Here is a 19,712-nt window from a genome sequence, read left to right as displayed (position 1 = left end):
GCATCTATTTAAGTTAGATTAAAACGTGTGTATACCCACGATGCAATATGCTGCTACTGATACGGACTTAAGGTAACTTCTAGGCCACGACTCGTTACCTTCATGTCTTTTGGATAATATTGCGTAGTGCCAACCTTTAGTGAATCAGCCTTAACCGTATAGAGATTAAGACCATTCAAAAGCTGACTGCCAAGCATCTTTGCTACACCGCCCATTGCATCGCTATATTTTGACTCTACGCCATCAATCATAAAGTCATCCACTGCCACATCGTTCAGTATCACCGAGTTTGTGGTGGAGTCTAATTGCAGATTACCGGATATCGCCAACTTCCCTGCCATTTTTTTGCCATTCAATTGATTCAATAACTGCGTATCAAATTTTGTATGCATCCGGCCTGTCTCATTGTCAAACTTCACATTGGCGTTGCTCAAACTAAGATCAAACACTTTAAGTAAAGAGATAGGAATCAACAGCTTTTCATTCAGCTTGGATTGAATTTGTTGCTCGGAGATATAGACGGTGTGATTGGAGAAACCCGCACAACCAAACAGGAAGAGGATGGGAAATATGAGACCTAACAATTTAGCTTTGATACTCATACTTCCTCACCTAAATAACAACTAAAAACGCATTACAGATTTTTTGTAGATAAAGTCAATGTAGCGTTAGTTCCGCCAAAACCAAAACTATTTGATAATGCAGTTTCAATTTTTACGTTTTCTATCGCAGTACGAACGATATTCAAACCCTCAGCAACTGGGTCTAGCGTTTCAATATTTGCAGAGGCCGCAATAAAGTTATTTTCCATCATCAGCAAGGTATAAATTGCCTCATTTACACCAGCAGCGCCTAAAGCATGGCCAGATAACGACTTAGTTGAAGCAATGGCAGGGTTTTGTTTTAAACCGTTATCACCGAACACTTCACGAATCGCTTCCAGCTCTTTTGTATCGCCAACCGGGGTACTTGTACCGTGGGTGTTGATATAGTCAACAGGACCCTCTACACCTTCGAGTGCAAGCTTCATGCAGCGCACAGCGCCTTCACCTGATGGGGCAACCATGTCGTAGCCATCAGAAGTTGCACCGTAACCTACGACTTCAGCATAGATTTTAGCGCCACGTGCTTTAGCGTGTTCATACTCTTCCAGCACCACGATACCGCCACCGCCAGAAATCACAAAACCATCACGGTCTGCATCGTAAGTTCTTGAGGCTTTTTCCGGAGTGTCATTGTATTTGCTAGACATCGCACCCATTGCATCAAACAGATAGGATAAGGTCCAATGCTCTTCTTCACCACCGCCTGCAAAAACGATATCTTGTTTGCCTAACTGAATTTGCTCTGCACCAGCGCCAATACAATGTGCACTGGTAGAACAGGCTGAACTTATACCGTAGTTTACGCCTTTGATTTTAGCGCCTGTAGCTAAGGTTGCCACAATGCCACTACACATAGCTTTAGTCACCATGTAAGGGCCTACGCGGCGGATGCCTTTTTCAGCTAAAACCGCATTACTTTGTTCGATACTATCAGTAGATGGGCCACCGCCACCGACGATAATGCCGGTACGTACATTAGAAACAAGATCTTCGCCCAAGCTAGCATCAGCAATCGCTTCTTGCAGCGCCAACCATGCATAAGCATGGCCTTTTGCCATAAAACGCAATAACTTGCGGTCAATCAATGACTCGATATCAAGATTTTTAATTGAGCCTGCAACATGCGAACGTAAACCACGCTCAGCATATTCAGGTTGATGGGTAATGCCAGATCTGCCATGACGCAGACTGTCTAAAACCTCAGCTTTATTGTTCCCTAGACTGGAAACAATGCCCATTCCAGTAATAACGACACGACGCATTATCGTGTACTCCTATCAATAAGAAATTAGTTACTTAATTTTTAAGTGAATATATTTTAACTGATTGTAACTAAAAGGTTAAAAGTTATCTGTACGCGTAAACAAGCCTACGCGTAAATCTGTTGCTACATAAATTTCACGGCCATCAATCTGCATGGTTGCATCGGCAATACCCATGACCAGCTTACGCATAATGACGCGTTTTAAATCAATAGTATAAGTTGCCTTTTTAGCAGTTGGCAGCACTTGACCGGTGAATTTAACCTCACCTGCGCCTAAAGCACGGCCACGACCAGGGCCACCCATCCAACCTAAATAAAAGCCAACCAGTTGCCACATGGCATCCAAACCTAAACAGCCTGGCATCACTGGATCACCGGTAAAGTGGCAATCAAAAAACCATAAATTAGGCGTGATATCCAGCTCAGCAATGATTTGACCATTGCCATACTTACCACCCTCTTCAGTAATTGAAACAATACGATCAAACATCAACATTGGCGGCAAAGGCAATTGCGCATTACCCTCACCAAACATTTCACCGCGACCACATTTGAGTAATTCTTCTTTTGTGAAACTATTTTGTCTTTGCATAATTTTGTCTTTGTAAATGAGTTTTTAAACAACTATTTGCACCCGACCAAGGAGCCATTCACTTGGCCACTTAATCCAACTTTCGCTATTTTCGCTGGAAAACCATTTTTACGAAAGCGATATTCACTTTTTATTGTTACTTTTATTCACTTTTTAACGTTTTCATTTCATATTTAGGATATATTTTAACAAAGGGGTATACAGATCTGTTTACCCCTTCAATAAAAACGTTTACCATGTGTTTAAGTTCTATTACAACCATTTCAAAAAATACAGGAATTCTCAATGAGTGATGTTCAACTAGCTGATTGGCGCAACCATGCGCTTACCTTAGAGTCTGAAGTCAATAAAGTTGTGGTTGGCCAACAAACGCCAATTAGACTAATTACCACTTCAATTTTTGCCCGTGGTCACGTATTGCTTGAAGGTGATGTAGGTGTAGGTAAGACCACGCTGTTGCGTGCTTTTACACGCGGCATTGGCGGCGGCTACCAACGGATTGAAGGCACAATTGACTTAATGCCTAACGACTTGGTTTACCACACTTACCTAGGTGAAGACGGCAAACCGCATGTGAGCCCTGGCCCATTGCTCATGTCTGGCGAAAACCTTTCTGTATTCTTCTTTAATGAAATCAACCGCGCACGTCCGCAAGTCCACTCACTGTTATTGCGCGTGATGGCTGAGCGCAGCCTGTCTGCCTTCAATACCGAACACTACTTCCCACACATGATTGTGTTTGCTGACCGTAACCAAGTAGAAAAAGAAGAGACATTTGAGATTCCATCCGCAGCACGTGACCGCTTCATGATGGAAATACCAATTGTGGTACCAAACGATGACGCCATCATGGAAGCGTTAGTGTTTGATACTAAATTCCATAACGTGGACGCACTGGTCGACACTGTAAAACCGGATGTACTGCAGTTTGATGAGCTTAATGCATTCTCCAGTGTGATTCAAAATAGTATTGAAGCTAGCGACACGCTTAAAAGATATGCCCTAAACCTGTGGAAAGCAACCAAAGCACCGCTGGATTACGGTGTAAAAGTTTCTGGTGTAGACATGAACCGCCTAGTGCTTTCAGGCGCCAGCCCGCGCGGTATGAGTATGATGCTACGTGCAGCACGTGTGAATGCATGGCTAAACAACCGTAATGCAGTATTGCCAGATGACATTCATGCGGTGTTTCACTCCACCATTGCGCATCGCTTGGTATTTAGCCCAGTGTATGAAATGCGCCGCACTGAAATTGCGCGTGAAATGCTCTCCGGTATTGTGAACGCAGTTGCTGCGCCATAACTACAATCTACGCTAGCAGGTGACAGTGCATTGACAACAAACCTGCTAGATTTTGAGACCGAGCATCAAATCACTAAAAGAAAGACGAAATTAAGTCTAGGGGCATAGGGGCAGTGTGAAGCACTGAGCGCACGGAACGCAAAAACCGAAATAGTACAAGTTGTACAGCGAGGCTGCGATGCGGTGCAGGCTAACTCGCCAAGCGATGTTAAGCCGCTAAAAGTGACCAAACCGCGCAGCAACAGGATTCGCCAGCGCAGACACTTAGTTCGTGTTTCTTTAATAAATGATGTTGGAAGTAACCCACCCATTGGATTGCTATGTTGGATTTTTATGATTGAAAATATTAAATCTTTTGACTATCACATTAGCTGGAGATCGCGCGGTCGTCATCCGGGCCGGCACGCCAGTACGCAACGCGGCATGGGCATGGAGTTTCGTGGACATACCACCCTACTGTCTTACCCTGATCCGCGCCGTATTGATATTCGTCAAACTATACGCGACCCACTGGAGCAAGTGTACGTTCGCCTGTTTAACCAGAAAAGCGCCACTCCGGTTTATGTCATCTGTGACTTATCGGGCAGTATGAACTTTGGTGCTAAAAAAAGAAAAATCAAATTAGCGGCAGAAATAGCAGAGTCGATTGCACAGTCTGCCAGTGAGCATCATGACCCGTTTGGCTTTATCGGCTTTGATGAAAAAGTACGTGAAGACTGGATTAGCACAACTTCTTTCAAATCTCACCATGCAATCACAATGGCAGAGTCATTAAAAGACTTTCACCCTGCCCAGGTCAATTGCAACGGCATTACCGAGGTTTACCGCTATCTACCACGCGAACGTTCTTTGGTGTTTTTGATTTCAGACTTCCATATGCCGAATAGCTTACTGGAAGGGGCATTATCTAACCTGTTACGCCATCATATTGTACCGATGGTGTTATGGGATTCAGCGGAATATAAAAACTTGCCAGAGTTTGGCTTAGTCAATGTTGATGACGCGGAAACTGGGGAAAAACGTACCTTATTTTTGCGCAAAGAATTACGCGAAAAAATCGTGCAGTCTTTTGAAAGTAGACGCAATGAAATATATGAGCTGTTCATGCGTTTCGACATGCCGCCTTTTTATGTAGAAGGTGAGTTTGATGCAGACTCGCTGACAGAATACTTTCACCAATTTGTAGCCGCCTAACAACGTAAAAAATAATCATGACAAAATATTTTAGAGACCTACTACTCGCCGTTATTCTGAGCATTGCTTCACATCAGGCCATGGCAATTGATAGTCAAAACCTCCCTGATGTAGATGAAGGTGTGGTGAGCATCAGCACCGTCGACCCATTTAAGCGGGTTGGATATACCGTTGGCGATGTGATTGAGAGAGAGGTAACACTCACCATTAAAGCGCCGTACAAACTGGTTGAAACCTCGCTACCAATTGTAGGCTATGAAAAGCGCTACAGAGGAAAGGTCATCGGTATTGAATTAAAAGAGATTAAGCACAGTAAGGTTGAGCACAAAGACTATGCAACGCATCAACTTAAACTTGCTTACCAAGTATTTACCAACAGTGTAGTGGCTAAAAATGCTGCGCTGGGGCCAGAATATTTGTATTTGGTTAACACTAAAAACAGCAATCAACTGGTCAAATATCGTGTGCCTAGCTTAGATATTGCGGTTTCACCCATCGCAATCTTTGGCCAAGTAAAAGTAGAAAATAATATGAGTACGTTTCTTGAACCCTTATTGTTAAAGAATGATCAAGAAAAAACCTGGCTGAAGCTATCAGTTGGTGTGCTGGCACTGAGCCTGCTTGCACTACTCTACATTTTTGGTAAGCACGCATGGCTGCCACGTATGGGAGGCAATTTTGCCAAAACTTACCGTGCCATTAAAAAACTGCCGCACAACAATGAAGGGCTAAAACAAGCTGTCTCTGCAGTGCATCATGCCTTTAACCAAACCGCACAGATCAGTGTGTTTAATGGCAATGTAGATGAGTTCCTTGCAAACAATCCCAACTTTTTACCTATCAAAACTGAAATCTCACAGTTTTTCGGGCTATCTCGCCAAGTGTACTTTGAACCCAGTGCAGTACACAGTGTAGGCAGCAATCCAACTAAATGGCTATTAATATTTACCAAGCAATGCCGTGACTGCGAACGTGGCTTGATTCCAACAACCAACAAGGCTGGAGTCTAAACCATGGCTTTTTCTCACCCATGGGTATTGTGGTTACTTCCAATAGCATTTTTACCCTTACTATTGCAGCGCGCACACGCTAAGCACTATTCTTGGGTAGACATGCTACCTGTGGACCCACTATCCAATCTCATTAGTCTAATTTTAAAAATATTAGCGGTATTAACCCTGATTTTTATTATCTTAGGCTTAGCCGCGCCACATACCACTGAGCAAAAAGTGGAACGTATTGGCATTGGCGCACAAATCGCACTGGTACTAGATCGCAGCGCCAGCATGGATGACCCATTTTCAGGCACCACCGACCATAACGGCAACACAACGGTAGGCGAAACCAAATCCGTTGCGGCTGCCAGGCTGATTACTGAGTTTGTAAAATCACGCCAGCAGGATATGTTTGGCATGATTACCTTTAGTAATTCTGCCATGTATGTGCTGCCACTCAGTGAAAATAAAAAAGCCGTGATAGCAGCCGTGCAGGCAACTGCGGGTAATGCGCTGTTTCAAACCAATATTGGTAGTGGCTTAACCAGCAGCGCCGGACTGTTTGATAAAGTCACCGATTCAGGCTCACGTGCTGTTATCTTGCTTTCGGACGGTGCCGGGCGTGTAGATGCCAACACTCAACAAAAAATTCGAGACTGGTTTGAACGCTTAAACATCAGCCTATATTGGATAGTGTTACGTCAGCCTGGCGGCCTGAGTATCTTTGACCCGAACTTTGTTCCGAAGGAAGACCAGCCCTTGCCTGCCCAAATTGAGCTGCACGAGTATTTTCAAACATTTAAAACCCCATTTAAGGCTTATGAGGCGGAAGACCCTAAATCACTGCAACTAGCCATGAATGATATTAATAATCGTGAAAAGAAACCCATTAAGTACGTTGAGAAAGTACCGGGGCGAGAGTACACAAACATTTGCTTTATGATTGCCACAATCATGATTGCACTATTACTGGGCGTTAAAAGAATAGAGGTAACGACATGGCATTAACCATTAAAACAACCACAGCCAACTTGATTTCATTAAAAAAATTAACACACTTTTTTAATGTAAAAATTTTATCATTGCTATTCATTGCCACTGCGCTACTGGCAGGCATTGCTAGCATCTATTACTTTAATCGCATTCAGCAGATTGATGCATTTAACACCGCAATCAGCACTGGCAAACAACCAAAAACTGACTTGCAAAGCTTTGAAGCTAAATTCTCAACCGCTTATTGGTTGGCAAAAAATGAACGCTACAAAGAGGCAACCCTGCTATTTAATAAAGCGCTGAATGGCGCAACAGTAGAGCAAAAAGCAGCGATTCAATATAACTTAGGCAATATCTTTTTCAGGCGCGGGCTTGCCATTGCCGGCACTAACATGACAGTGCGTGATGAAGCCGAATACCTGCTCAACCAAGCTAAAAAGGCTTACCAGCTCTCATTAAGGCAAGACAATAGCAACTGGAGAGCAAGGCATAATTTAGACCGCCTGCTAACTATGCTGCCAGAAAATCCAACGCCAGGGGCTGGCGAGGGCGAGTCTCCAGGCCTGATTATGGGCAACATCCCGGTTGGTTTACCTTAAAACTAAGACTGAATAACTTAGAGACTGATTGATTCACTATGCATCCAATTTATAATTATTTACGTCACCGCAAAGATGTAAGCCTATTGCTCGCAGCTTTCTTGCTGTTAGTCATCGCATTATTCAATCCGAAGATTCCAATCAAGCGCAACATCTACAGCTATATATTTGCCGTGGATATTTCACAAAGCATGAATGTGATCGATAAATCCATCAATGGCAAGCCGGTTTCACGGCTAGTCTATACGCAAGACACCTTGCATAAACTTGTCAGTGAGCTGCCATGTGGCACCAATATCAGCATTGGTTTATTTGCAGGCGTTAGTGTTGCTGCACTCTACACACCAATCGAAGTTTGCGAAAATTTTGACGCCATCAACGATACCATTGACCACTTTGACTGGCGTAATGGCTGGTCTGGCAATAGCCGAATTAGGGCCAGCATGCCGGTATTGGCTAAAACCATACGCTCGTTCCCTGCGCCAGCACAAGTGGTGTTTTTTACAGATGGTGAAGAAGCGCCTAAGCTACATATTTTCAATAGGCAGGATCTAACTTCCTTTCAAGGAGGTGATGATTGGCTCTTGGTTGGCGTAGGTTCAGACAAGGGTACCCCTATCCCCAAATATGATGAATTTAACCAACTCATCGGTTACTGGGCAAATGAGAGCTTTGCCATGCAGCCAGGTATTGCGCAGATCTCAGAATCCAATCTAGGCACTAGAAATGATAGCGTAGCAAATGGTGAAGGCGACCGCTACTTATCTAAACTAGATGAGGTATATTTAAAAGAGCTGGCAAAAGAAATTAATGGCATGTACGTGCGCGCTGACAGCGTCAACACTATCCTGAGCGCCATGAAAAAACAGAAGCCAGCGCGCCGCGATAACGCAAATTTTGAAATTCGCTGGATTCTAGCGAGCTTAGCTGGCGTGTTATTTATATTCGCTTACTTACCTAAACACCCGCTACATGAATTAAAAACACAGTGGCGCACTTTAGTGAGCCGTCGACGTCAGATTAAACAAGAAACATAGCAACAGTGCCAGCAATGCTGCATTAAAACCATTAACGCACTTTGTCGCGCTGGCCCCAACGCATCCACACCCTAAGCCGTCTTAAGTTCTGAGCATCAGTACTGTCAGGCAATATTAACAATGGACGGCTTAATAGGCGCTGCAAGTATGTAGCGCCTTTAGGCTTAAATTGTACGATGGTTAGCCAGGGAGTGACGATACTGTCACCACTTAATGACACATCAATTAAGCGCTGCCCATCTTTTGTAATGATATTGAGTTGGTTTTTCGTATTAACATGCAGAGCGACCGGTGACCACGGCAATAAAAGCAATGCGTCGCCAGCCATCACATAAATAGCCACCATCCAAATCAGTAGTAATGACAAGCACTGCATAGTGAATGAGAGCGGCACTATGCATACCAGCCAGCTACTCATCACACTCATCGACAGCAACAGTGCAGATAAAATAAATGAGGGCTTGAAATTTAGGTCTATCGGCTTCACGTTATAATCAGCAATCTGTTTTACAAGATTTAATTGATACTTAGCAATAATACAAAAGGTTAACATGAGCAATCAACAATGGCAGGAATTTATTCAAACCTCAACACCCACCAAAGACGTGGGTAGCACTCAACCATTGTTAGATAGCGCAACCGTGATGTGCGACTTGTCGCATTTAGGTCTGTTGCAGCTTAGCGGTGCAGATGCAATTAATTTTTTACAAGGTCAAGTCACCAACGACGTTAAGCTGTTAAAGGAGTCTGCACACTACACAGGCTACTGCACGCCTAAGGGCCGTATGCTTGCGTTGTTTCTGGCGTTTTCACAGCATGAGCGTATCCATTTGCAAATGCCAATAGAATTAATCGCAGCGACAGCAAAGCGACTAAAAATGTATGTGATGCGCAGCAAGGTAGAGGTACAGGATGTAAGTCATGACATCATCAAAATTGGCCTAAGTGGCCCAAATGCACAGACGCTACTCAGCACGCAGTTTGCAAAAGTCCCTCAACATGACTACGAGTTAGTATCTCTGGAAAATGGCTCACTACTGAAACTGCCTAGCAGCGCACACGCACGTTTTGAGATTCTGGCAACCATAGAACAAGCACAAGCGATTTGGAGCGCTCTATCATCACAGGCCACAGTGGCTGATGCCGCACATTGGGAATGGCTGGAAATTCAGGCAGGTATTCCGGATGTTAAGCCGGAGACTCAGGAAGAGTTTGTCCCTCAGATGTTAAACCTGGACTTACTAGGCGGTATCAACTTTAAAAAAGGTTGCTACACCGGCCAGGAAATTGTTGCTCGCACGCACTACCTTGGTAGCATCAAGCGCCGTACCTACCTAACACACTCAAATCATAGTGCACAGCCAGGTGAAAATATTCTAAATGCTGCAAATGAAGCAGTTGGTAAAGTCGTGCGTAGTGCGCCGTCACCTCAGGGTGGTTATGACTTGCTGGCCGAAATTAGATGTGTTGAAATCAACCTGGAAAATCCAGAAAATAACCAGCTATCGGCCAATGGACATGCATTAGCATTGCAAGCACTGCCATACGCACTTTAGCAGTTGCGTATAACACTGGCATCAGCGACAGATAGCTTCGCTGATTCAGTGGCTTGTTATAGGTATGGTGTTAAAGCTAATCTTTAAATCAAGTGTTTAAATTTAAGCGCTTTTAAATCTAAGCGTTTGACGCCTAAGCTACACTTAGCACAAACTTAGTTAGAATAAGCCAAAGATAGATTAGGGCTTAGTAGTTGCAGATGGGTTAACTGGAGGGGGTGGCAACGCTTGCGGTAACGCCTGATCTATCACCTGATAAAAAACTTCATCCTGCTTAATCATACCAAGCTCGCTACGCGCGCGCTCTTCAATTGCCGCCTGACCACTCTTAAGATCTCGCACTTCAGCCTCTAGCGTGCCATTACGTGCTTTTAAAGTGGTGTTTTTTTCTTGTTGCAGTGCAACCTGACGATTTAAGTCCCACACACGTAACCAGCTACCTTTGCCTAGCCACAGCGGGTACTGTAGCAAGGCAATCAAGGTCACAAAAATTAGTGTGAGGGCTTTCAATTTTAACTATTCAAACACGCTTTAGCGTTATTTAAATAATTGGTAAAAAGCTGACTTACCAGCGTAGCTAGTTGCGTCGCCCAACTCTTCTTCAATACGTAATAGTTGGTTGTACTTAGCAATACGCTCTGAACGGCACAGTGAGCCTGTTTTGATTTGTAATGCATTGGTTGCTACTGCAATATCAGCAATCGTACTGTCTTCTGTTTCACCTGAACGATGTGATACCACGGCTGTGTAACCAGCGCGTTTAGCCATTTCAATCGTTTGGAATGTTTCAGTCAATGTACCGATTTGGTTTACTTTAATCAATACAGAGTTGGCAACACCGCGCTGAATGCCTTCACGCAAAATTTTGGTGTTAGTGACAAATAGATCATCACCCACTAACTGTGTTGTTTTACCTAAACGCTTAGTCAGGATGTCCCAACCGTCCCAGTCAAACTCGCCCATACCATCTTCAATACTGATGATTGGATATTTATCACACCATGTTGCCAAGTAGTCAGTAAATTGACCTGAGGTTAGTGCCAAACCTTCTGACTCTAAGTGGTAACGGCCATCTTTATAGAACTCAGTACTTGCACAATCTAAACCCAAATAAACATCACGGCCAGGCTCGTAACCTGCATCTGATATCGCTTCCAAGATGTATTGAATTGCAGATTCGTTAGACGGTAAATTCGGCGCGAAACCACCTTCGTCACCAACAGTAGTCGCTAGGCCTTTTTTATGTAAAGTCTTTTTCAAGGCATGAAATACTTCAGCACCACAGCGAATCGCTTCACGGAATGATGGCAAACCTGCTGGAATAATCATGAATTCCTGCATATCCACACTGTTGTCAGCGTGCGCGCCACCGTTAATGATATTCATCATTGGGGTTGGTAATTGCATTGCACCTGAACCGCCAAGGTAGCGATAAAGTGGCAAACCTGATTCTTCAGCCGCAGCACGTGCACATGCCATCGATACAGCCAAGATTGCATTTGCACCTAAGCGGTCTTTGTTTTCAGTACCATCTAATTCAATCAAAGTTTTATCAATAAAACTTTGCTCTTCAGCGTCTAAACCGATAATCGCTTCAGTAATTTCTGTGTTTACATTTTCAACCGCTTGCAACACACCTTTACCTAAATAACGATTTTTATCGCCATCACGTAGTTCAACCGCTTCTTTAGCACCAGTAGATGCACCTGAAGGCACAGCCGCACGGCCGATCACACCACTTTCAAGTAATACATCTGCTTCAACAGTTGGGTTACCGCGTGAATCTAAAATTTCGCGGGCGATAATATCTACAATTGCGCTCATTACTTTCTCCTAAGTTCTAAATCGTTTGGCCACCAATAAATCAGACGCACACCTAATTAGCGCATAAACGCTTAACTCATCTACTAATATGCGTGCAGTAGCCTAATTATTTTTTACAACGTACGTTCAATAAAACCTGCTTTTTTTACCAATCTGTCTAAATCGACTAATACTTCTAACAAATCTCTCATTTTATGTAATGGCCATGCATTCGGGCCATCCGATAGCGCTTTTGCAGGATCAGGGTGGGTTTCCATAAATATACCGGCAATACCGCTGGCAACAGCCGCACGCGCCAACACAGGCACATGCTCACGCTGACCACCGCTCTTGTCACCTTGACCGCCAGGCTGCTGCACAGAATGCGTTGCATCGAATACCACTGGGCAATCTGTTTCACGCATAATGGCAAGGCCGCGCATATCTGAAACTAGCGTGTTGTAGCCAAACGATGCGCCACGTTCGCACACCATAATATTATCTGCACCGCCGTTTGCTTCTTTGGCTTTTTGCACCACATTACGCATATCGCCAGGCGCCATAAATTGGCCTTTTTTGATATTCACAGGTTTGCCTGAGCGTGCACAGGCAGTGATGAAATCTGTTTGACGGCATAAAAATGCCGGCGTCTGTAGCACATCTACCACAGCAGCCACATGCGGCACTTGCTCTTCTGTATGCACATCGGTCAAAATCGGCACACCGATTTGGCTACGTACGTGGTCTAAGATTTTTAAACCTTCGTCCATGCCAAAGCCGCGAAATGTTTTATTAGAACTACGGTTAGCTTTGTCGTAAGAAGACTTGTAAATAAATGGGATATTGAGCGCTGTCGCAATTTCTTTTAGCTGACCGGCGGTATCAATCGCCATCTGCTGTGATTCAATCACACATGGACCAGCAATTAAAAATAGTGGATGCTCAAGACCCACATCAAAATTACATAACTTCATACGATTAACACCTCAATATTAGTGACAAAACACAGCTATAGATAAACGCTAGTCTTAAACTGCATACACATTGCGTTTATCTATACCGGAATTGACTGCCAGCTTATTTTTCAAGATTACTTTTTATTGTCCAACGCCGCTTGCACGTAAGCTGTAAACAACGGATGGCCAGCACGCGGGTTAGAAGTAAACTCTGGATGGAATTGGCAAGCGACGAACCAAGGATGCACATCCTGTGGTAACTCAACCATCTCGCACAAGTCTTCAGTCGGCGTTCTCGCAGAAACCACTAGGCCAGCCGCTTTTAGCTGATCTACATAGTGATTATTTACCTCATAGCGATGACGATGACGCTCATTCACTGCGGCACCGTAAATGCTTGCCGCCAAAGTATTCGGCACGATTGGACAGCTTTGCGCACCTAAACGCATGGTGCCGCCTAAGTCTGAATTCTCATCACGTTTTTCAATATTGCCGGATGCATCTTGCCACTCATCAATCAGGCCAATCAATTTATGATGTGCCTGCGGATTAAATTCTGTACTGTTGGCATCGCTTAAACCTGCCACATGGCGTGCAAACTCAATCACTGCCAACTGCATACCTAAACAAATACCTAAGTAAGGCACTTTGTTTTCACGCGCATATTGAATCGCAGCAATCTTGCCTTCTGTACCACGCACACCAAAACCACCCGGCACTAAAATCGCATCCATTCCTTGCAACGCAGCGGTACCTTTTTGCTCGATGTCTTCAGAATCCATATAGTGGATTTTCACTTTTGATTCAGTGTGAATACCGGCGTGGATTAATGCTTCGGTCAGTGATTTATAAGACTCGGTTAAATCAACATATTTACCTACAAAAGCCACGTTCACTAGATATTTAGGGTTTGCCAAGGCTGTAGCAATACGCTCCCACTCTGATAAGTCTGCTGGTTTCACCTTAAGCTCTAACTTGTCACAAACGATGCCATCTAAGTTTTGCTCGTGCAATAAACCTGGGATTTTATAAATAGAATCTGCATCAATCGCACTGATTACAGCCTCAGAAGCCACATTGGTAAATAATGCGATTTTTCTGCGCTCATCTTCAGGAATATTACGGTCTGCACGGCATAGCAACACGTCTGGCTGAATACCGATTTCACGCAACTCTTTTACAGAGTGCTGTGTAGGTTTGGTTTTTAATTCACCCGCGGTTGGAATCCAAGGCAGTAGGGTTAAATGAATATAGCAGGTGTTGTTTCTGCCTTCTTCAAAGCCCATCTGACGGATTGCTTCTAGAAATGGTAGTGACTCAATATCACCTACTGTACCGCCGACTTCAACAATCGCCACGTCAGCACCTTCAGCACCACGTTTTACGTGTGCTTTGATTTCGTCGGTAATATGTGGAATCACCTGTACGGTTTTACCTAAATACTCGCCGCGACGCTCTTTTTTAATCACGGTCTCGTAAATTTGGCCAGTAGTAAAGTTATTGCGTTTACCCATGCGCTGGCTAATAAAGCGCTCATAGTGCCCTAAGTCCAAGTCGGTTTCAGCCCCGTCATCAGTGACAAACACTTCACCATGCTGGAATGGACTCATGGTACCTGGGTCAACGTTAATATAGGGATCTAGCTTGAGCATGGTCACTTTGATACCGCGTGACTCTAAAATTGCGCCTAAGCTGGCGGCAGCGATGCCTTTACCAAGAGAGGAAACAACACCGCCGGTTACGAATACATATTTGGTCATGGAGAAGGCACTTAAATTATTATTACAGACGGGAGTCTATTTTACTTTAAAGCCATAACACCTACAAATAAAAACTCTTAATTCTGTGTTTATTTTACTGGGTTGCATTTTGCGCCACATTTTGAAACTAATTATGAATTACGCCGATTGCGTACTGGGAAATTCACGCAATCTTGATATAAATCAATCGAGTAAATTCTGGTACGCATAGAATTAGCAACAAAATAATCAAGGTGATTATATTTGTTAAGGAGATTAGAGTATGTACGCAAATTTATTTGGCACATTTACAGGGTTATTAAGTTTAGGGGTGATCGTGTTTGTATTATTAATGGCGGCATTTTTCCTGCGCCTGTTCTTCTCAGGCAAACCACAAACTGATCAATAAGCCTGACAAGCCTTAAGCTCAGCGCTTCGGCATATGCACACTAAGGGTTATTGGCCCATGCGCCATAACCCTTAAACTTCTCATTCACTTCTAACATTTCTTGCTGCGTCAAGATATATGGCTCGCCCACTTGCAGCGCTCTTAAATACTGCTCACACAAAGTTTCTACCTCCAACGTAACGCTCAGCGCTTTTTCCGCTGTTGCACCCACAGCAATCATGCCGTGATTTGCCAGCAAACAGGCAGTTCTGTGCGTTAATGCAAGTAAGGCGTTATCTGATAATTGCTGACTTCCGAACAAGGCGTAATCTGCACACTTGATACTATCACCACCAGCCACCGCAATCATGTAGTGAAAGGCCGGGATATCGCGCCTCAAGGTACTGAGCGTGGTCGCAAACATACTATGCGTATGCACCACCACATGCACGGCTGGTTTTGCACGCAAAATATCAACGTGAAATCGCCACTCACTGGAGGGCGACAGCTCACCTTGTGCATGGCCAGAAAAATCCATCCATACCATATCGGCAGCACGCATATGCTCCACCGCCATACCCGAAGGGGTGATTAATAAACCAGCCAGCCCTTGTGCATTAGCGACACGGATACTTGCGTTACCAGAAGTACCGCGATTCAAACCCAAAGCACAAAGCTGCTGGCTCAACACCAACAGTTGCTCACGCGCACACTCCAATTGATCAATCATCACAATATCCTCAGCATTATCTTTGCATGGTGTGTAATTGCTGCGGTGTGAACACCCCTCGCTCGGTAATGATACCTGTCACCAACCTTGCTGGCGTTACATCAAAGGCTGGGTTTGCGACCTGAGTACCATGCGGCAATATATTAACTGACGCTATCGTACCGTCGGCCAGTTTTCCACTCATCCAAGACAGCTCCTCAGCGCCACGCTCTTCAATCTCAATCGACTTCACGCCGTCTTCTATCGTCCAATCAATGGTAGGTGACGGTACTGCCGCATAGAATGGCACATGATGCCCAAGTGCCACGCTATCAAACGCTGCCAATGCTTTTAAATAAGTGCCAATTTTATTACAGACATCGCCTGTAGCGGTAACGCGGTCAGCACCCACAATCACCATATCCACCTGCCCTTGCTGCATTAAATGCCCGCCTGCATTATCGCTAATCACCGTATGTGGCACACCATGCTGACCCAGCTCCCACGCCGTTAGACTTGCCCCCTGATTGCGCGGACGCGTCTCCCCCACCCATACATGCACATCAATACCAGCGTTATGCGCCGCATAAATCGGCGCTAACGCTGTACCAAAATCAACTGTGGCCAGCCAACCTGCATTGCAATGTGTGAGGATATTGATGGTGCGTGCTTTTTGCTGATACTGTGCGTAGATTAAAGTCAGACCATGCGCACCAATTGCCTGATTCAACCGCACATCTTCATCACAAATACGCGCAGCCTCAGCCCAAGCTGCAGATTGGCGCTGCGTATCTGGCAAGCTTAGCAAGACACTCAAAATGCGCTGCACCGCCCACCTTAAATTCACCGCCGTTGGGCGACTGGCAATCAATTGCTCAGCTGACTCCTGCAAGTGCAGATCAGAACAGCTATCTAAAGTTGAAAGTGCAATACCATAAGCTGCCGCCGCACCGATTAAAGGCGCACCACGCACCTGCATGGTTTTAATGGCAACTATCATTTGCGCCAAGGTTGTTAGGCTAGCCACTTCAAAAACGTGAGGCAGTTTAGTCTGGTCAATAATTTCCACACAAGGCTGCGCATGCTCAAAATTAGGCCAAATAGTTCGGTATTGCTGATGATTTACTAACATAAAAATCCCAGCGCTTTGCACGCTTTTTTATAAAACTAATTAAATATAAATGTTGACTTCTAAAAAGTTCCCGAGAACTTTAAATACTCTCCACAATATCTGTGGATAACTTTGTGAATTATTGTGACTTAAAAACGTAACATACCAATTTATAAGGTTTTTTTAAAATCGCTTATTTTTTAATCTATTATTTAATATATATAAATCAATAACTTACAAAACACCCATTGATTGTTAACGATTTTTTGGCTTTCTTAATGTAGTGCATTAACTGGTGTGCATAAGTCAGCTAATTTTGGCATGATTTTTATGGCGTTGGCACCAGTAATTTCAAGCACTTGAGCCACATCAGCCTGTCTTAAATCCGCTAAAACCTGTGCAATTTTTAGCAACTCCGCCGGGCTGTTTCTGCCTGCTGTTCCCAACCATTCTGGTGGAATATCTGGGGCATCAGTTTCCAGCACAATCGCCTCTAAGGGCAGCTGCGTCGCCAATGCGCGAATCCGCAATGCGCGGCTATAAGTCATAGCACCGCCAAACCCCAACTTAAAGCCCAATGCCATAAACTGCTCAGCCTGCTGTAGGCTGCCGTTAAACGCATGTGCTATCCCGCCTTTAACTTTATATTTGCGTAATTGCTTCAAGATGTCATCTATCGCGTGCCGCACATGCAGAATAACCGGCAAATCATAGGCTTGTGCAATTTTAAGCTGCTCAACAAAGAAATGCGTTTGCAGTTTAATATTTTCAGGATGACTGGTTGGATTAGTTAAGAAGTAATCCAAGCCAATTTCACCAATGGCAACAGGTTGGTAATTTTGTACATAGGTGCGCAGTAGGTCAAGGTCATCTAATGAAGAGCGCTCCACATACATGGGATGCACACCAAGCGCGTACACGCAGTTTTGATAGTGCTGACATAGGCTGATGACAGCATCAAAGTTAAAACTCGCCACAGCGGGCACCACGATGCCAGACACACCATTCTTAAATGCAGAACGAACGACATTGTCGCGGTCTGCATCAAACTCAGCTGCATCCAAATGGCAGTGGGTATCAATCAGCATGATGATTCCATTTCTATTTAAGCGCTAACATAATGCCAAATAAACAATACAAGCACACAATGGTTATGACCATACATCGATAGGGGTTAGTTCTGCGGCAATAAGAATTGGTGAGTTAGCACGACAGAACTAAATGGCATACACAATAGGCTTGGCCCGTACACGTATGTCATTACCCACCTGACGTACATCTAACACTTGCAAATCCGGCACTTGCTGCATGGCAGTGAATTCGGGCATAGCAAACATGCCATGCGCGGCCCCTCCCATCAGCTTGGGTGCGTAATAAAAAATAAACTCATCTATCAGGCCTGCATGCAACAATGCACCATTCAGCCCCTGCCCGGCCTCAACCAGCACCTCATTCACGCCGCGCTGCGCTAACACTTGCAATAGCTGCTGCAAATCTACCTGCTGTGTTTGATTTGCGATGCGAATAAGCTCAGCGCCTTTAGCCTCCAAGGCAGCAGCACGCTGCTGCGTATCCGCCGCATACGCCACCAGCACAGGACTGTGTGCCAACATCGATGGTTCTAAGATTTTACTGCCTAATGGTATTTGTAAACGACTATCAACAATCACGCGCATAGGTTGGCGCATAGCTGAGTCTAAACGTACCGTCATGCTTGGATCATCAGCCAACACCGTGCCTATCCCTGTCAGAATCACGCAAGACTGCGCGCGCCAGTGCTGCACATCCTGCCGCGCAGCCTCACCTGTAATCCACTGGCTTTTACCATTACTGAGTGCAGTACGGCCATCTAAACTCGCAGCGATTTTGCTGCGCACATAGGGTAAACCACGCGTCATGCGTGAAATAAAACCTGTGTTAAGCGCGGCGGCATCCTGCTCCAATAAGCCGACTACAACCTCTATGCCTTGCGCACGCAGGGCAGCTACCCCACGCCCAGCCACCAGCGGATTAGGATCCTGCATGGCAATAATGACGCGCTTAGGTTTTGCTGCAATCACTGCTTGTACGCATGGCGGTGTTTTACCAAAGTGACTACAAGGTTCCAATGTTACATAAACATCAGCGCCCTCAGCTAATACACCGGCTTGCCGCAAAGCAAACACTTCAGCATGCGGCTCCCCCGCTTTGAGATGCGCACCTTGCCCAACAACTTGATGATCTCGAACAATGACACAACCTACACGCGGGTTAGGTTGCGTAGTGTATAAACCTTGCGCGGCTAAACGCAGTGCAAGGTTCATATAGGTGTAATCAGATGTGGATAATATAGACAAAAACGTTGAAGAGTATCGATGGGTTAACGATAAATTTGGCAAGCACTTTAAGTATCGCTAGCGCGGCGCTTAGCCGAAACTGTTTGCTTGTCCAAATCGCGAATGACATCATTAAAGTCGTCCACATCAGAAAAGCTCCGGTATACAGAAGCAAAACGGATATAAGCCACTTTATCCATCATCTTAAGCTCGTGCATCACCATTTCGCCTAAGTCTCTGGCATGCACCTCGCGTTCGCCGCGTGCCAATATCTTTTGTGTCACGTGGTCTAGCGCTTTATCCACGTATTCAGTTGGGACTGGGCGCTTATGTAGCGCACGCGTGAATGACACCCTTAACTTTTCACGCTTAAATTCTTCACGTGTCCCATTTTGCTTCACAACCTGTGGTAAATGCAGTTCTGCCGTTTCATAGGTAGTAAAGCGCTTATCACATGCGCCGCACTTACGGCGACGGCGAATTGAATCCCCTTCGTCATTAACTCTAGAGTCAATGACTTGGGTATCATCAGTTCCACAAAAAGGACACTTCAC

At 44.7% G+C, this 19,712-nt stretch carries 21 protein-coding genes; 8 read left to right on the top strand and 13 right to left on the bottom strand.

Annotated elements, in window-relative coordinates:
• Nucleotides 1-53: 53 nt before the first annotated feature.
• The 3 genes from ACSSU7_RS01515 to fabA form a co-directional block, all read right to left on the bottom strand.
• Complete coding sequence (locus ACSSU7_RS01515; RefSeq protein WP_492516984.1) at nt 54-602, bottom strand: DUF1439 domain-containing protein; 549 nt, start codon at nt 600-602, stop codon at nt 54-56.
• A 32-nt stretch (nt 603-634) separates the two neighbouring features.
• Nucleotides 635-1,867: a beta-ketoacyl-ACP synthase I gene (gene fabB / locus ACSSU7_RS01510; protein ID WP_492516983.1), complete on the bottom strand. Its 1,233-nt coding sequence runs from the start codon at nt 1,865-1,867 to the stop codon at nt 635-637.
• Nucleotides 1,868-1,945: 78 nt separating this feature from the next.
• Nucleotides 1,946-2,461 carry a 3-hydroxyacyl-[acyl-carrier-protein] dehydratase FabA gene (gene fabA / locus ACSSU7_RS01505; RefSeq protein WP_015832479.1) on the bottom strand — a complete coding sequence of 172 codons (516 nt, stop codon included), beginning with the start codon at nt 2,459-2,461 and terminating at the stop codon, nt 1,946-1,948.
• Nucleotides 2,462-2,746: 285 nt separating this feature from the next.
• Between fabA and ACSSU7_RS01500 the strand changes: the two genes are divergently transcribed.
• The 6 genes from ACSSU7_RS01500 to ACSSU7_RS01475 all read left to right on the top strand — a co-directional run bounded on the left by ACSSU7_RS01500 (nt 2,747) and on the right by ACSSU7_RS01475 (nt 8,581).
• Entirely contained in the window at nt 2,747-3,763 is a 1,017-nt protein-coding gene (locus ACSSU7_RS01500) for an AAA family ATPase (protein ID WP_135278235.1), read from the top strand.
• Nucleotides 3,764-4,096: 333 nt separating this feature from the next.
• Nucleotides 4,097-4,957, top strand: coding sequence for a DUF58 domain-containing protein (locus ACSSU7_RS01495; protein ID WP_492516982.1), 861 nt, complete (start codon nt 4,097-4,099; stop codon nt 4,955-4,957).
• Nucleotides 4,958-4,974: 17 nt separating this feature from the next.
• A complete protein-coding gene (locus tag ACSSU7_RS01490; protein ID WP_492516981.1) occupies nt 4,975-5,967 on the top strand; it encodes a hypothetical protein in 993 nt (330 codons plus the stop codon).
• Between the two features lie 3 nt (nt 5,968-5,970).
• The gene (locus tag ACSSU7_RS01485) at nt 5,971-6,960 is read left to right on the top strand and encodes a vWA domain-containing protein (RefSeq protein WP_492516980.1); all 990 of its coding nucleotides are present in this window, start codon (nt 5,971-5,973) and stop codon (nt 6,958-6,960) included.
• On the top strand, nt 6,951-7,544 hold the full coding sequence (locus tag ACSSU7_RS01480; RefSeq protein ID WP_492516979.1) for a hypothetical protein: 594 nt from the start codon (nt 6,951-6,953) through the stop codon (nt 7,542-7,544). Before ACSSU7_RS01485 ends, ACSSU7_RS01480 begins: the two co-directional genes overlap by 10 nt.
• Before the next feature lie 38 nt (nt 7,545-7,582).
• Complete coding sequence (locus ACSSU7_RS01475; protein WP_492516978.1) at nt 7,583-8,581, top strand: VWA domain-containing protein; 999 nt, start codon at nt 7,583-7,585, stop codon at nt 8,579-8,581.
• Between the two features lie 31 nt (nt 8,582-8,612).
• On the opposite strand, the gene ACSSU7_RS01470 is transcribed toward ACSSU7_RS01475, so the two are convergent.
• Complete coding sequence (locus tag ACSSU7_RS01470) at nt 8,613-9,134, bottom strand: hypothetical protein (protein ID WP_492516977.1); 522 nt, start codon at nt 9,132-9,134, stop codon at nt 8,613-8,615.
• Here ACSSU7_RS01470 and ygfZ point away from each other — a divergent pair.
• Entirely contained in the window at nt 9,133-10,137 is a 1,005-nt protein-coding gene (gene ygfZ / locus ACSSU7_RS01465; protein WP_492516976.1) for a CAF17-like 4Fe-4S cluster assembly/insertion protein YgfZ, read from the top strand. The two genes, ACSSU7_RS01470 and ygfZ, sit on opposite strands and share 2 nt — an antisense overlap.
• Nucleotides 10,138-10,317: 180 nt before the next feature.
• Here the strand turns inward: ygfZ and ftsB are convergent, their stop codons facing one another.
• The 4 genes from ftsB to pyrG all read right to left on the bottom strand — a co-directional run bounded on the left by ftsB (nt 10,318) and on the right by pyrG (nt 14,656).
• A complete protein-coding gene (gene ftsB, locus ACSSU7_RS01460) occupies nt 10,318-10,647 on the bottom strand; it encodes a cell division protein FtsB (protein WP_492516975.1) in 330 nt (109 codons plus the stop codon).
• 27 nt (nt 10,648-10,674) lie between these two features.
• Complete coding sequence (eno, locus tag ACSSU7_RS01455) at nt 10,675-11,961, bottom strand: phosphopyruvate hydratase (protein ID WP_492516974.1); 1,287 nt, start codon at nt 11,959-11,961, stop codon at nt 10,675-10,677.
• A gap of 113 nt (nt 11,962-12,074) precedes the next feature.
• Nucleotides 12,075-12,914: a 3-deoxy-8-phosphooctulonate synthase gene (gene kdsA, locus ACSSU7_RS01450; RefSeq protein WP_492516973.1), complete on the bottom strand. Its 840-nt coding sequence runs from the start codon at nt 12,912-12,914 to the stop codon at nt 12,075-12,077.
• 116 nt (nt 12,915-13,030) lie between these two features.
• Nucleotides 13,031-14,656 (bottom strand): CTP synthase, encoded by a 1,626-nt coding sequence (gene pyrG, locus ACSSU7_RS01445; RefSeq protein ID WP_492516972.1) that lies wholly within the window; start codon nt 14,654-14,656, stop codon nt 13,031-13,033.
• Between the two features lie 262 nt (nt 14,657-14,918).
• On the opposite strand from pyrG, the gene ACSSU7_RS01440 reads away from it, so the two are divergent.
• Nucleotides 14,919-15,044 carry a DUF3149 domain-containing protein gene (locus tag ACSSU7_RS01440; RefSeq protein ID WP_492516971.1) on the top strand — a complete coding sequence of 42 codons (126 nt, stop codon included), beginning with the start codon at nt 14,919-14,921 and terminating at the stop codon, nt 15,042-15,044.
• Between the two features lie 40 nt (nt 15,045-15,084).
• Here ACSSU7_RS01440 and ACSSU7_RS01435 read toward each other — a convergent pair whose 3' ends face one another.
• From ACSSU7_RS01435 to nrdR, 5 genes are all read right to left on the bottom strand, one after another.
• The gene (locus ACSSU7_RS01435) at nt 15,085-15,753 is read right to left on the bottom strand and encodes a class II aldolase/adducin family protein (RefSeq protein ID WP_492516970.1); all 669 of its coding nucleotides are present in this window, start codon (nt 15,751-15,753) and stop codon (nt 15,085-15,087) included.
• Nucleotides 15,754-15,769: 16 nt separating this feature from the next.
• Complete coding sequence (mtnA, locus tag ACSSU7_RS01430) at nt 15,770-16,864, bottom strand: S-methyl-5-thioribose-1-phosphate isomerase (RefSeq protein WP_492516969.1); 1,095 nt, start codon at nt 16,862-16,864, stop codon at nt 15,770-15,772.
• Nucleotides 16,865-17,118: 254 nt separating this feature from the next.
• Nucleotides 17,119-17,931, bottom strand: a complete 813-nt coding sequence (locus tag ACSSU7_RS01425; protein ID WP_492516968.1) for a TatD family hydrolase — start codon at nt 17,929-17,931, stop codon at nt 17,119-17,121.
• A 129-nt stretch (nt 17,932-18,060) separates the two neighbouring features.
• The gene (ribD, locus tag ACSSU7_RS01420) at nt 18,061-19,146 is read right to left on the bottom strand and encodes a bifunctional diaminohydroxyphosphoribosylaminopyrimidine deaminase/5-amino-6-(5-phosphoribosylamino)uracil reductase RibD (RefSeq protein WP_492516967.1); all 1,086 of its coding nucleotides are present in this window, start codon (nt 19,144-19,146) and stop codon (nt 18,061-18,063) included.
• Nucleotides 19,147-19,226: 80 nt separating this feature from the next.
• Nucleotides 19,227-19,712 carry a transcriptional regulator NrdR gene (gene nrdR, locus ACSSU7_RS01415; protein ID WP_492516966.1) on the bottom strand — a complete coding sequence of 162 codons (486 nt, stop codon included), beginning with the start codon at nt 19,710-19,712 and terminating at the stop codon, nt 19,227-19,229.

It is taken from the genome of Methylotenera sp. E1MeOHC1 (assembly GCF_058745595.1).
The sequence above is the reverse complement of the archived record's forward strand: the minus strand, read 5'-3'. Positions and strand labels throughout refer to the sequence as shown.